This window comes from Paramylibacter ulvae (assembly GCF_014652655.1).
GTDB lineage: Bacteria > Pseudomonadota > Alphaproteobacteria > Rhodobacterales > Rhodobacteraceae > Amylibacter > Amylibacter ulvae.
This window is the reverse complement of sequence record NZ_BMZF01000001.1, coordinates 828,759-841,072: the sequence shown is the minus strand read 5'-3', so window position 1 is coordinate 841,072 and position 12,314 is coordinate 828,759. Positions and strand designations below refer to the sequence as shown.

Annotated in this window: 15 protein-coding genes; 5 read left to right on the top strand and 10 right to left on the bottom strand. The window is 49.7% G+C overall.

Going from position 1 to position 12,314, the window contains the following annotated elements; all coding sequences use genetic code 11:
* The first annotated feature begins 35 nt into the window (after nt 1-35).
* Both IE094_RS04160 and IE094_RS04155 read left to right on the top strand, forming a co-directional pair.
* On the top strand, nt 36-386 hold the full coding sequence (locus IE094_RS04160) for an ArsR/SmtB family transcription factor (RefSeq protein WP_189639273.1): 351 nt from the start codon (nt 36-38) through the stop codon (nt 384-386).
* A complete protein-coding gene (locus IE094_RS04155) occupies nt 379-1,422 on the top strand; it encodes a permease (protein WP_189639272.1) in 1,044 nt (347 codons plus the stop codon). Before IE094_RS04160 ends, IE094_RS04155 begins: the two co-directional genes overlap by 8 nt.
* Here the strand turns inward: IE094_RS04155 and IE094_RS04150 are convergent.
* From IE094_RS04150 to IE094_RS04105, 10 genes are read right to left on the bottom strand one after another with little or no spacing between them, the layout of a single operon-like run.
* Nucleotides 1,415-3,133 carry a Na(+)/H(+) antiporter subunit D gene (locus IE094_RS04150; RefSeq protein ID WP_189639271.1) on the bottom strand — a complete coding sequence of 573 codons (1,719 nt, stop codon included), beginning with the start codon at nt 3,131-3,133 and terminating at the stop codon, nt 1,415-1,417. The genes IE094_RS04155 and IE094_RS04150 overlap by 8 nt on opposite strands.
* Nucleotides 3,126-3,470 carry a hypothetical protein gene (locus IE094_RS04145; RefSeq protein ID WP_189639270.1) on the bottom strand — a complete coding sequence of 115 codons (345 nt, stop codon included), beginning with the start codon at nt 3,468-3,470 and terminating at the stop codon, nt 3,126-3,128. The genes IE094_RS04150 and IE094_RS04145 overlap by 8 nt, the downstream gene beginning before the upstream one ends.
* Nucleotides 3,471-3,479: 9 nt before the next feature.
* Complete coding sequence (locus IE094_RS04140; RefSeq protein WP_189639269.1) at nt 3,480-4,946, bottom strand: monovalent cation/H+ antiporter subunit D family protein; 1,467 nt, start codon at nt 4,944-4,946, stop codon at nt 3,480-3,482.
* 4 nt (nt 4,947-4,950) lie between these two features.
* Nucleotides 4,951-6,480 (bottom strand): monovalent cation/H+ antiporter subunit D family protein, encoded by a 1,530-nt coding sequence (locus IE094_RS04135; RefSeq protein WP_189639268.1) that lies wholly within the window; start codon nt 6,478-6,480, stop codon nt 4,951-4,953.
* Nucleotides 6,480-6,917: a cation:proton antiporter subunit C gene (locus IE094_RS04130; RefSeq protein ID WP_189639267.1), complete on the bottom strand. Its 438-nt coding sequence runs from the start codon at nt 6,915-6,917 to the stop codon at nt 6,480-6,482. Before IE094_RS04130 ends, IE094_RS04135 begins: the two co-directional genes overlap by 1 nt.
* A gap of 1 nt (nt 6,918) precedes the next feature.
* Nucleotides 6,919-7,362, bottom strand: coding sequence for a Na(+)/H(+) antiporter subunit B (locus IE094_RS04125; RefSeq protein WP_189639266.1), 444 nt, complete (start codon nt 7,360-7,362; stop codon nt 6,919-6,921).
* Nucleotides 7,362-7,922, bottom strand: coding sequence for a DUF4040 domain-containing protein (locus IE094_RS04120; protein ID WP_189639265.1), 561 nt, complete (start codon nt 7,920-7,922; stop codon nt 7,362-7,364). The genes IE094_RS04125 and IE094_RS04120 overlap by 1 nt, the downstream gene beginning before the upstream one ends.
* A gap of 2 nt (nt 7,923-7,924) precedes the next feature.
* Nucleotides 7,925-8,254 carry a monovalent cation/H(+) antiporter subunit G gene (gene mnhG, locus IE094_RS04115; protein ID WP_189639264.1) on the bottom strand — a complete coding sequence of 110 codons (330 nt, stop codon included), beginning with the start codon at nt 8,252-8,254 and terminating at the stop codon, nt 7,925-7,927.
* On the bottom strand, nt 8,251-8,535 hold the full coding sequence (locus tag IE094_RS04110; RefSeq protein WP_189639263.1) for an MrpF/PhaF family protein: 285 nt from the start codon (nt 8,533-8,535) through the stop codon (nt 8,251-8,253). Before IE094_RS04110 ends, mnhG begins: the two co-directional genes overlap by 4 nt.
* The gene (locus tag IE094_RS04105; protein WP_189639262.1) at nt 8,535-9,047 is read right to left on the bottom strand and encodes a Na+/H+ antiporter subunit E; all 513 of its coding nucleotides are present in this window, start codon (nt 9,045-9,047) and stop codon (nt 8,535-8,537) included. Before IE094_RS04105 ends, IE094_RS04110 begins: the two co-directional genes overlap by 1 nt.
* A 228-nt stretch (nt 9,048-9,275) precedes the next feature.
* Here IE094_RS04105 and IE094_RS04100 point away from each other — a divergent pair, with 228 nt between their 5' ends.
* Genes IE094_RS04100 through kdsA form a run of 3 tightly spaced genes read left to right on the top strand, consistent with a single transcriptional unit; the run spans nt 9,276 to nt 12,311 of the window.
* Nucleotides 9,276-9,956 carry an ABC transporter ATP-binding protein gene (locus IE094_RS04100; protein ID WP_189639261.1) on the top strand — a complete coding sequence of 227 codons (681 nt, stop codon included), beginning with the start codon at nt 9,276-9,278 and terminating at the stop codon, nt 9,954-9,956.
* 23 nt (nt 9,957-9,979) lie between these two features.
* Nucleotides 9,980-11,476 carry a KpsE/RkpR family capsule polysaccharide export protein gene (locus tag IE094_RS04095; protein ID WP_189639260.1) on the top strand — a complete coding sequence of 499 codons (1,497 nt, stop codon included), beginning with the start codon at nt 9,980-9,982 and terminating at the stop codon, nt 11,474-11,476.
* A gap of 1 nt (nt 11,477) precedes the next feature.
* Entirely contained in the window at nt 11,478-12,311 is an 834-nt protein-coding gene (gene kdsA / locus IE094_RS04090) for a 3-deoxy-8-phosphooctulonate synthase (protein WP_189639259.1), read from the top strand.
* Nucleotides 12,312-12,314 lie beyond the last annotated feature (3 nt).

Sequence of the window (12,314 nt, the reverse complement as noted above, 5' to 3'; positions counted from 1 at the left end):
TTGATTCATTTCTATATTTCTATAAATATCGAAATATGAAACATCTTGATGATACAACGCTCACCCTGACCCAAGCCGCCAGCGCATTTGCAGCCCTTGGTTCCGAACAACGTCTGATGATCCTGCAAACGCTGGTGCGTGCGGGGCCTGATGGGTTGTCGATGGGTGCACTGGGGGAACGTACCGATGTGACGGGTTCCACCCTGACGCATCATCTGAAATTCCTGACAGCGGCGGGGCTTGTGGAACAGGCCAAGCGCGGGCGCAGCATTGTTTGCGCCGCTGTTGCCTATGACATGATCAACGAATTATCGGAATATTTGCTGCGCAATTGTTGCGCCGATGCGGATTGTCATCACACAGATAGCGAGCACAGACATGGCTGAACATATTCATTCACATGCGCCAAAAAGCGGGATTTTCAATCGGATTGACGGCGCATGGGTTGCGTTTTTTGCAATTCTTGGCGCATTGGCGATATTTGCCCCCGTGGATTTGATCCCGTCCATCAAATCAATGTTGGGAAACCTGAGCAGCACCGCGCCATTCATCCTGTTTGCCGTATTCTTGATTGCATTTTTACGCGCAACTGGGGCTGAGGCGATTGTAGGCAAAGCATTCCAAGGCAACCCTGTTCGCATGGTTATATTGGCCGCAATGGTTGGCGGGTTGGCCCCGTTTTGTAGCTGTGAAGTCATCCCGTTTATTGCTGCACTACTGGCCATGGGCACACCATTGGCCGCCGTGATGGCGTTTTGGCTCGCATCCCCCATCATGGACCCACCGATGTTTGTGATTACATCCAGCGCGCTTGGCATTGATTTTGCCATCGCCAAAACCATTGCAGGGGTTGGCATGGGCATGTTTGGTGGGTTCGTTGTGATGGCAATGTCAAAAACCGCATTATTCGCTGATCCTTTGCGCAACAGTTATAAATCCAGTTGCGGCTGTGGAGGCAGTGACCCGTTCAATGGCGAGGTGACTTGGGCATTTTGGACAGACAGCGCACGCCTGAAAACATTCCGCGACACCGCGATTGAAAATGCGGCATTCCTGTTCAAATGGCTGGCATTGGCATATCTGGTAGAGGCGGTGATGATCCGCTTTGTCCCCGCCGAATGGATTGCGGAGTTGTTGGGCGGCGAAGGTTTGCAACCCATCCTGTTGGGCACATTGTTGGGTGCACCGGCCTATTTAAACGGATATGCCGCCGTGCCATTGATCAGCGGCCTGTTGGAACAAGGCATGAGCCAAGGTGCGGCAATGTCATTCATGATTGCAGGTTCGGTATCATGCATCCCCGCCGCAATCGCGGTTTGGGCGTTGGTTAAACCCAAGGTGTTCGTTGCATATGTCACGTTTGGTTTCATCGGGGCATTCAGCGCAGGCACAGTTTGGGCTGCGCTGAATACGTTTAGCTAAGGTAGATCACAACCAATGCAAAACCCAACAACAGTGCGATGTTTAAAACCATCGCACCTGTTGGCCAACTTGCGGCGCGGCTTCCGTCTGGGCCGTGTGAATGATGCAGCGCCTTGATGATTTTCACGGCGGATGAATTGATAAACCCAGTCACCCCTTGGAAAATCGCTGAAACTACAATCGCTAGATAACCAATAACGCTTGGCAACCATTTTCGATAGGTCACATCAAAATCCAAATTCACAGATTTTAGTTCTGGTGGATAGATTTTGGTGCGCATCAACACAGTAAACGCCAGTGCAGATGCAAACAACAATTGCAGCTGTGTAATCACGTGGGTTGTTGTGTAAGCCTCGTAATCAATCGGATAAGGCAACAGATCATAAAGCGGTTTTGGGAACACACCGACAAAGATACAGACAAATGATGCAAGCCCCATTGCGATCAACATATGCATTGGTGCCTCTTTCGGGCGCTTGCCGCTGTCATGAGCAAAGAATGCGAAATACGGGATTTTGATGCCGGAATGGTGGAACACACCCGCAGAGGCAAACAACAAGATGCCCCAAACAACATAGTAATGTTCATGGGATGCCGCCGACAGGATCAATGATTTCGCAACGAAGCCTGAAAACAGCGGGAATGCGGAAATGCTGGCCGCGCCAACGACACAGAAAATCATCGTCAATGGCATGGTTTTATACAGACCACCCAATTCGGAACCTTTGGCCGTGCCAGTGCGGAACAACACTGCGCCAACGGACATAAACAACAACGCCTTATACAGGATATGCGCAAATGCATGCGCGGCTGTGCCGTTTAGCGCCAATTCGGTGCCAACACCAATCCCCACAACCATGAACCCCAATTGGTTGTTCAAGCTATAGGCCAACACGCGGCGCAGATCGTTTTCGATCACCGCATAAAAAATCGGGAACAACGTCATAATCGCGCCGATATAAATCAAAAGCTCGGTGCCCGGAAACGTCCGCGCCAACGCATAAACCGCCAATTTGGTGGTAAAGGCCGACAGGAAAACCGTGCCCGTAACGGTGGCCGCAGGATAGGCATCTTGGAGCCAGTTGTGCAGCAATGGAAACGCACATTTGATACCAAAGCTGAGGAATATCAACCAAAGTGCGATGTCACCGATTGATGAAATGCTCATCGGGAGGGTCATTTTATCAAAGGCGATTGAACCACTGGCGTGATAATGCATAGCAACGCCTGCGATCAAAATAACGCCTGAGCCAATTTGAATGATCAGATAGCGCATACCGGTGTGATACGCACCCTCGGTGCCACGCGCCCAGATCAGGAATACCGATGCAATTGCTGTGCCTTCCCAGAAAAAGAACAGCGAAATCATATCACCCACAAACACCGCCCCAATGGCAGACCCCGCATAAAGGATCGCAGATGTTTGTTGCACCCAGTCACGCAAATGCCATGCATAGATCAGCCCGATAAAGGCCGCCAATGAAAACACCAGCCCGAAAATACGCGACAGTTTATCAACCCGCATCAATTCCAGATCAAAGCCGAAAAACGCCAGTTGCGCATTTTCGCCCATGGGTGCTGTCCAGATCAGCCATGCACCGATCAAGGGGATAAACAATGAATACGCAGAGCGCCAATTCCCCGCCTTGATAAACGGCAGGATCAGCGCACCGATCAGATAGATAACAAAGGGTGGCAAGACATCAAACATCGTGAGACTCCCGATCTAGATCATGTTCGGGAAATTCTTCTGATTCCACATCGTAAGGTGCGTAATAGGTTTCATCGCGCATCAAAACCTTGCGCATGGCCTTGGCACAGATCACCAACAGAGCGCACATTACAAAGCCATAGATCGCATAAAAGCCCGGGATTTTTTCCACGGCGGTGTAAACCTTTTTGTAGTAGAAAAAGTCCAACGCCACCAAAAAAGCGCACAGCCCATACAACGCATAGCAAATCCGATCGACGTTGCGCGGATTGTCCACGAACATCAACCAACGGCCCAATGCGGGGTATGATTGTGGATCGTCTTTGTGATTAGCCATGATGGACTCCTATTGGCCAATAATTGGGAGAAGGAAGGATTGCAAAGCACCGCCATAAAAGAACAGGACAAAGCAGCCCAACGCCGTGAGCGCAGGTGGCAACCAGACCAGCACGGGACCCTCGTATCGTTTTGTCGGGGCACCATCGTCAAGCGGGCGGAAAAATCCGCGCCCGACAATGGGCAACAAATAGGCCACGTTTAACAGGCTGGACACCATCAACACCCCGATGATGATCAAATGCCCCGTGTCCGCCGCACCCAGCATCAACAGGAATTTTGGCCATGATCCACCCAATGGTGGCAGGCCAATAATGGACAAAGACCCGATCAAAAATGCACCAAAGGTGATGGGCATGACACGGCCCAAACCTTGCATCTGGGAAATTTCGGTTTTGTGATAGGCGACATAAATCGCACCTGCGCACATGAACAATGTAATCTTGCCCATCGCGTGCATGGCGATATGCATCCCACCACCCAGTGCACCCATGGATGTGGCAAGCGCCATGCCAAGGGTGATATATGACAATTGTGATACCGTGGAATAGGCCAGACGTTTTTTCAAATTATCCTGCGTCATCGCCACGACAGACGCGGCAATAATCGAATAGGCCGCCAGCCACATCAACCATTCAGACGCACCCGTTTCGGCCAGAAAATCAATCCCAAAAATATAGATGCCAACCTTGAGCATGGTGAAAACACCCGCTTTCACCACCGCAACCGCATGCAATAATGCAGATACGGGCGTGGGGGCAACCATCGCGGCGGGCAACCATTTGTGAAACGGCATCAAGGCCGCCTTACCAATGCCAAAGGCATAAAGGCCGAGCAATACCGGAACGACCCAGCCTGCGACCTTGCCCACCAGAATGCCACCTTGGGTGAAATCAAGTGTGCCAGCCAATGCATATGTCCAGATCACCGCCGTCAATTGCAGCGCGATGGATGTACCGATTAGGATTGCAAGATATGTGCGCGCACCCTTGACCGCATCGGGTGTACCTTTGTGGGCGACCAATGGGTATGTGGATACTGTCAGGATTTCATAAAACAAGAACAGCGTGAACATGTTGGATGAAAATGCGATACCCATCACCGATGAAATTGCAATCGCAAAACAAGCAAAGAAACGGGCGTGGTGTTTTTCATCATTCCCACGCATATAGCCAACGCCATAAATATGGGTGATGATCCAAAGACCCGATGCGATGATTGCAAACATTAACCCCAGCGGTTCAACGTTGAATGCGATATCGATGCCGGGGAAAACCTCGATCAGGGACACTTCGGATGTGATGCTGTTGCCCTCGTTGGCCAACACCACCAGCACGGCGCAAAATGTGAGCACGGCACACAGGAATGTAAAACCATCGCGCAGATTTGGCATGTCTTTGAATGCCATGTTCCCCGCCATTGCGGCGAGTGGGATTAACATCGCCAATGCGATTGCGGTTGTTGTTTCAAAAATCATCGCGTTATTCCACCATCCCAAATGAACCGCTTAACAATACCTCTGCCGCGGTGCTGGCCGCACCAAGGGGCAGATCAGTTGCCACACCAAACCAGATACAAGCGATGGCCAAAATCCACATTGGGATCAACATCGACATGGGGGCTTCTGCCATTTTTGCGCCCTCTGCGGGTTCGGTCAGATACAATACCTCAATTGCGCGCCAGACGTACACAACCGCAAGCAATGATGAGAGCACGATCAAAATCGCAACAACCCACCAGCCGTTTTCAAATGCGCCCTGAACCAACATCCATTTGGACACAAAACCAGCAGTGCCAGGCACACCGATCAACGACAAGCCGCCCACAACAATGGGTGCAACCGTCAAAGGCATCAAACGTCCCAAACCATTGAGGTTGTTGTAAAACGATGACCCTGTGCGCAACACCAATGCGCCCACGCCCATGAACAACAACGCCTTGGTGATACCGTGGTTAAACATATGCACCATTGTCCCTGTCAGACCCGACAGGTTGAATATGGCGATACCCAACAACATGTAACCGATTTGCGCGATTGAACTATACGCTAGCATCCGTTTGAAATTCACCTGAAACACCGCCACGAATGATGCAGAGAACATCGCGATCAATGCCAATGGCATGAACACAAGGAACATCACGTTCAGCGCAAAGATAAAGTCAGGATTATAGATCGAGAACATGAACCGCAGGATCACATAGATCGCCATTTTGGTTGACGTCGCCGATAAAAATACGGTGACAGCGGATGGCGCGAATGTATATGCCTTTGGCAACCACAAATGCAGTGGATACATCGCAGCCTTCAGCCCCATCCCGACCACGATAAAGGCAAACCCTGCATGAATGGTACGGTTCGTACCTTGTTCAGCAATCCGATCGGCAAGGTCTGCCATGTTCAACGTCCCCGTTGACATGAACAAAAACCCGATCCCGATCACAAAGAATGTCGCGCCGATCGTGCCCATAATCAGGTAATCATAGGCCGCCGTCAGCGCACGTTTATCACGCCCTGCACCCTGTGCGACCAGAACATAAGTCGACAGCGATGAAATTTCCAAGAACACAAAGACGTTGAACGCATCACCCGTAATCACAACGCCCATTAACCCTGTGTAACACAGCATGAAACAGGCATAAAATAACGTGTGGTTTTTGGATGTGATTTCGTCCTTCACGCTTTCATACGCGAACGGCAACGTGACCGTGGCGATCGCGGATATCAGCAACATCACCAACGCATTCGCCGCATCAACGCGGTATTCAATGCCAAGCGGTGGCGCCCAGCCCCCCAATTGATAACTGATGAACCCACCGCCATAAACCTGCATCAGCAAGGCGTATGAAATCACCAGCGAAATCACCGCAGCAGCGAATGCCAAAGCCCATGCCATACGGCGGCTGCCGATCAACACGATCAGGGGTGCTGTGCAAAACGGCACCAGCACCTGAAGGATCGGCAATTGTTCGATTAACGTTTTTGCGTCATGTGGGGTAACTGTGCCCGCCATTATGCCATACCACCCATTGCTTCGCCGTGCTCTTTGTTATCGGCACTGGTGAGCTGTTGTTCAATTTTCACCAAATCGTCACTTTCGATTGTGTCGAATTCTTCGCGAATGCGAATAATCAAGGCCAAACCCAATGACGTTGTCGCAACCCCCACCACAATCGCGGTAAGGATCAACACATGGGGCAATGGGTTTGAATAAACGATGGTTGGATCAATTTCCAAATGCCCCTGGCGATCAGATGGGAAAATCGGGGCCGTACCGCCCGTGATTTTACCAATCGAAATATAGAGCATGAACACCGCCACCTGAAATATATTCAGACCGACGATTTTTTTCACCAAATTGCCACTGGATACAACGATGTATAACCCCGTCATCATCAAAACGATGAACATCCAGTAATTCACATGCCCTGCGATGAAATCCCAATCCATGTTACCAATCCTCGTCCGAAATGCGCGGCGCGCGACCTGCGAATGCATAATAAATCGCAATCATCACGCCCGTCACGGTGACACCAACGCCCAGTTCAACCGCCAAAATACCATTGTGCTGGCCATGGCTTGGATGCCCTGGATCAAACGCGCCGTAATCCAAAAATTCATAGCCCAACATCATCGCATAAACCCCAGTGCCCGCGTAAATCAGAACACCAAGCGCGACGAGCTTGTGCACCAACCACGGTGGGAACACCTGCTGCACGGCAACAAGCCCAAACACGATCCCATAAAGGATAAAGGCCACAGCCATAATCACGCCCGCCTGAAATCCACCACCCGGCGAAAAATCCCCGTGGAATTGAACATAAAGCGCATAAAGAATGATCGTCCCCGCCAGCAGTTTTGTAACCACTCGCAGGATCAAATGGTGATGATGCATCAGATATCGCCCTCTTCTTCGTCTTCTTTGCGCCGCCGTGCCAGCCCGCTGAGCAACAGCAAAACGCCGATCCCCGCAGCAAACACCACAGCGGTTTCGCCAAGCGTGTCATAGCCACGATAGCTGGCCAAAATTGCGGTCACGACGTTTGGCACATCGATTTCCTCGATGCTACGTTCCAGATATTCAGGTGCCACATGTACCTGTGCGGGGGCGTTTGGATCGCCAAAATTGGGCATATCCATCGTGCCGTAAATCAATGCAGCACCCGTCACACAGACCACCAAAAACGGAATGGCGTTTGATTGCGTTTGTGGTTTTGCGTGGCGCGCGGTCAATGCCATTGTTCCCAGCATTAACACGGTTGAAATACCCGCACCCACCGCGGCCTCTGTGAATGCGACATCAACCGCATCAAGGGTGACAAACAACAATGCGGTCAGCAAGCTAAACACGCTTGCAAGCATAATCACCGCAAACAGGCTAGTCATGCGCACGATGGCAAATGCCGTGCTGATCAGCATCGCAAACAGGATAAAGTTGATAATTGTTTCGGTCATAATCACCCCTTATCCGTTTTATTGTTTTTCGGATTTGTTTTGGGTTTCAACCCAGACACAAATGCCGCATTCGCAACCGCATGTGTGGCCGTGGGCCCAGTGATAAACAAGAACACACCGATCAAGATCAATTTGACAGTGATCAGACCAAGCCCCGCTTGCACACACATCCCCGCGAGCAACAAAATCATGCCACCAGAATCGGTGACAGATGCCGCGTGCAAACGTGACCAAAAATCAGGAAAACGCAGGCTTCCCAGCGCACCCACGATAGAGAAAAAGCTGCCTGACAGGATCAAGATCCAGCTGATAATTTCCAAAGCTGTTGTCATTTTTGCGCACCATTGCGTTGATGCATATCGCCAATTGCGCGATAGCGGAAAAATTTAAGGATAGCGATGGTTCCAACAAAGTTGATCAACGCATAAAGCAGCGCGATATCCAAAAAATCAGGGCGCCCGTTCAAAAATCCCAACACCCCGATAAACAACACCGTATGCGTACCAAACGAATTGCTCGCGAGCACACGATCATACAATGTGGGCCCCGCGTAAAGGCGGATCAACACCAGAACCATTGCAATAAACAATGCAATTGCAGCAACCAGAAACATTATTTCACCGCCTCAGTTTTTGTAACACGCGCATCCATATCGCCAATCGCGGCGGGATCGTCATCGCTATATTGTAGGGCATGAACAAGAAAGTTGTGTTCATTCACATCCACCGTGATTGTGCCAGGTGTCAACGTAATGGAATTGGCAAAAATGGTTTGCCCCAAATCGGTTGATTGCGTGAAGGGCACATCAAACATATGTTGGTTGATCGGCATCGCTGGTGCCAAAATTGTTTTGGTCACAGCCCAGTTGGATTTGGCAATTTCAACCAACAACCAGAATAAATATTTTAGCATTTGAAAAGGTTTAAGACGAATTGTCATCGTTTCTGCATCCGCGGCCTGATCCATACGGCGCATCATATAGACGGCAAAAACAGATGAGAAAAACCCCAACCAGACGATCAGTGGTTTATAGACGCCCGACATCAATAACCATAAAGCAAACAACGTAATGATAGTTAAAATTGCGCGCACATCGTCCCTCGTCTTTGTCTTTTTTGAAAGCATATCTGATTTGCCAAAAAGGGGAAAGCCGATTCCATAATCCCTACGACAATTCGACACATCAATTCGACACATCACGACCATATTTCATCGCTAAATACTGTTTGCGCATCAATGGGATCGGTCATTTTCACACCTAACATAACGAAAACGTAAGTGATATTGCCGATTAAGAATTAACTATTAGATGAATTGCTGTATGAAACAGGTGATCGAATTGGGGACAAGTGCATGATCGAGTTTAAAAATGTCAGCAAGTCTTTCTGGACTGGCACACAACGAAAGGTGATCCTTGATCAGGCTTCTTTTCGTGTGGAGCTGGGCGAAAGCATTGGCATTTTGGCCCCAAATGGCACGGGTAAAACCACGCTGATCAATATGATGTGTGGTTTGGAAAAACCCGACGAGGGTGAAATCATTCGATCATCTCGCATTTCGTTTCCACTGGGTTTCATGGGCGGGATCAATGGCAAACATAGTGCGGTTGAAAACTGTCGCTATATTGCGCGTCTGTACGGGTTGGATCCCGATTATGTAGAAGCGTTCTGTCGCTATATTTGTGATCTACAGGAATATTTCGATATGCCACTGTCCACCTATTCGGCGGGTATGCGCAATCGGTTTTCGCTTGCATTGCTATTGTCACTGGAATTTGACATTTATCTGATCGACGAAGGCATGCCAAACACCACGGACCCAGAATTCAATCGCAAAGCGGGAACCGTTTTGCGTGACCGTTTGCAACAGGGTACGGTTGTGATCGTATCCCATCAGGCGAATGTGATCGAAAAGTTCTGCAAAACTGCTGCAGTTTTACGAGATGGAAAGTTATTAATGTTCAACAGTCTAGAAGAGGCCAAGGCCGTTTATGACTATTCAAAGCAAAGTATATTTGACGCAGACGTCAATTAGAATCCAGAGTTTAGGGCGACACAATGAGTGATGATAACAATACCGACCAAAACGCAGACGCGGCGTCTGGCACCAGTATTTTATCCGTTCGCGAAGAAATCGAACTGATCAAGAAAGAAGACCTGTCAGGCCAGCAATTGCGCATGGCGCGGCGTCTGGCACAAAAACATAAAATCGAGGCAACATCGGATTTGGATGCGGTGCGCCTGTTGCGCCTGCAAGGGATTGACCCGTTTTCCAATGATGCAGCGCTAACTGGCACCGCACCCGCCGCGCAATCCACCGCTGGACAAGCGATCGGCACGATCCAGCTTCCTGCGAAGGCACAATCACAAGAGGTTGGCGCACCTGTGGAAATGGACGATTCAAAACGTCTGAAAGAAATTCGCAAAATTCAACGCGATTTGGTGAAACGCCGTCGTCGTCGCATGATGCAAATGGTGGCGAAACTGTTTATGTTTGTCGGCTTGCCCACGGCGCTCGCGGCCTATTATTTCTATGCGGTGGCAACACCGATGTATTCTACATTCAGCGTGTTTGAGATTCAAAACGCGGATGCATCCGCCGCATCCAGTACCGCACAAAGCATGTTCGCCCGCGCAGGCATTTCCACCAGCACGGATTCCGTGGGCACACAGGAATTTATCACATCGCGATCCGCGTTGGAAAAACTGGATCAAGACCAAGGTTTTCGCGCCACATTCGCCAATGATCAGGTTGATCCGCTACAGCGGCTTGAAACCGATTCATCCAACGAAAAGGCGTATCGCACATATAAAAAACATGTCAAAGTTGGCTACGATCCAACCGAAGGTGTGTTACGCATGGAGGTGATCGCCCCCACCCCACAAAAATCATATGATTTCACGCAAGCATTGGTGTCTTACGCCGAAGAACACGTGAACCAACAATCCGAACGCAAACGCAACGATTCCATGCGCGAAGCGGATAAAAACTATCGCGAACAAGAACAAGCATATTATGATGCACAGGCCGAATTGCTGGCCATTCAGGAAAAATACAAAACCGTCAGTGGCGATTTGAAAATCCAACAATTGACCTCCGAAATTTCAGCATTGCGCTCGCAATTGATTGATCGGCGTTTGGTATTGGTGCAACTGGAAAGCAATTCACGCCCCAGTAAACCAAAGGTGGACGCACAGCGCGCATCAATCACCGAACTGGAACGTGTGATCGACGAATTAAACCGCGAATTGACCGAAGGCCAAGGCGATGTGCAATCCATTGCACAGGTCACCGCCGAATTGAGCCTTGCACAAGGGCGCGTAGAAATGCGCCAAACCATGTTGGCCACATCATTACAAGCGCGCGAAGTCGCCACCGCAGAGGCCATTCGCCAAACACGTTATTTAACATTGAGTGTACCCCCCGTGTTACCAGATGAACCAAGCTATCCCAAAAAATTCGAAAACACGGCATTGTCGTTTCTGGTTTTCTTGGGGATATTTTTAATGGTGTCTTTGACGGGTTCGATTTTACGTGAACAGATCAGCAATTGATATGAAACGCATTTCGGTTGGACAGGTTACAATTGGCAATGATGAACCGTTTGTTCTGATCGCGGGACCGTGCCAATTGGAATCCGCAAACCATGGTGCAATTATCGCGGGGCGATTGGCCGAGATTTGCGCTAAACTTGGCGTTGGGTTTGTGTTCAAGGCATCGTTTGATAAAGCTAATCGCACATCCCATGCGGGGCAACGTGGTATGGGGCTGGATGCGGGATTGGCGGCACTGGCCGCGATCAAATCCGACATCGGATGCCCGATCATCACCGATGTTCACCACCCCGAACAATGCGATGCCGTGGCCGATGTTGCCGATATCCTGCAAATCCCAGCATTTTTGTGCCGCCAAACCGATTTGTTACAAGCCGCCGCTAAAACCAATGCGGTGATTAACGTAAAAAAGGGTCAATTTTTGGCACCGTGGGACATGGAACATGTGATCGAAAAGGTAACACGTGCGGGCAATGCGCATGTGTTGTTAACCGAACGCGGCACCAGTTTTGGTTATAACACGTTGGTCACAGATATGCGTGCCCTGCCCCAGATGGCAAAAACGGGGTATCCCATAATTATGGATGCCACACATAGCGTGCAACAACCAGGTGGTATGGGTGGTGCATCTGGTGGGCAACGCGAATTTGCACCCGTCATGGCACGCGCGGCAATCAGCCTTGGGATTGCTGGGGTTTTCATCGAAACCCATGATCAACCAGAAAAAGCGCCATCTGATGGCCCAAATATGATAGCTTTGGATGAAATGCCAAATTTAATCGAATCTTTAAAATTATTTGACGAAATTGCAAAATCAAATCCAATTCGAATTTAACAC

Coding starts and splice junctions, on each gene's coding strand:
- IE094_RS04160 (WP_189639273.1), top strand. CDS start 36: ATGAAACATCTTGATGATACAACGCTCACCCTGACCCAAGCCGCCAGC.
- IE094_RS04155 (WP_189639272.1), top strand. CDS start 379: ATGGCTGAACATATTCATTCACATGCGCCAAAAAGCGGGATTTTCAAT.
- IE094_RS04150 (WP_189639271.1), bottom strand. CDS start 3,133: ATGTTTGATGTCTTGCCACCCTTTGTTATCTATCTGATCGGTGCGCTG.
- IE094_RS04145 (WP_189639270.1), bottom strand. CDS start 3,470: ATGGCTAATCACAAAGACGATCCACAATCATACCCCGCATTGGGCCGT.
- IE094_RS04140 (WP_189639269.1), bottom strand. CDS start 4,946: ATGATTTTTGAAACAACAACCGCAATCGCATTGGCGATGTTAATCCCA.
- IE094_RS04135 (WP_189639268.1), bottom strand. CDS start 6,480: ATGGCGGGCACAGTTACCCCACATGACGCAAAAACGTTAATCGAACAA.
- IE094_RS04130 (WP_189639267.1), bottom strand. CDS start 6,917: ATGGATTGGGATTTCATCGCAGGGCATGTGAATTACTGGATGTTCATC.
- IE094_RS04125 (WP_189639266.1), bottom strand. CDS start 7,362: ATGCATCATCACCATTTGATCCTGCGAGTGGTTACAAAACTGCTGGCG.
- IE094_RS04120 (WP_189639265.1), bottom strand. CDS start 7,922: ATGACCGAAACAATTATCAACTTTATCCTGTTTGCGATGCTGATCAGC.
- mnhG (WP_189639264.1), bottom strand. CDS start 8,254: ATGACAACAGCTTTGGAAATTATCAGCTGGATCTTGATCCTGTCAGGC.
- IE094_RS04110 (WP_189639263.1), bottom strand. CDS start 8,535: ATGTTTCTGGTTGCTGCAATTGCATTGTTTATTGCAATGGTTCTGGTG.
- IE094_RS04105 (WP_189639262.1), bottom strand. CDS start 9,047: ATGCTTTCAAAAAAGACAAAGACGAGGGACGATGTGCGCGCAATTTTA.
- IE094_RS04100 (WP_189639261.1), top strand. CDS start 9,276: ATGATCGAGTTTAAAAATGTCAGCAAGTCTTTCTGGACTGGCACACAA.
- IE094_RS04095 (WP_189639260.1), top strand. CDS start 9,980: ATGAGTGATGATAACAATACCGACCAAAACGCAGACGCGGCGTCTGGC.
- kdsA (WP_189639259.1), top strand. CDS start 11,478: ATGAAACGCATTTCGGTTGGACAGGTTACAATTGGCAATGATGAACCG.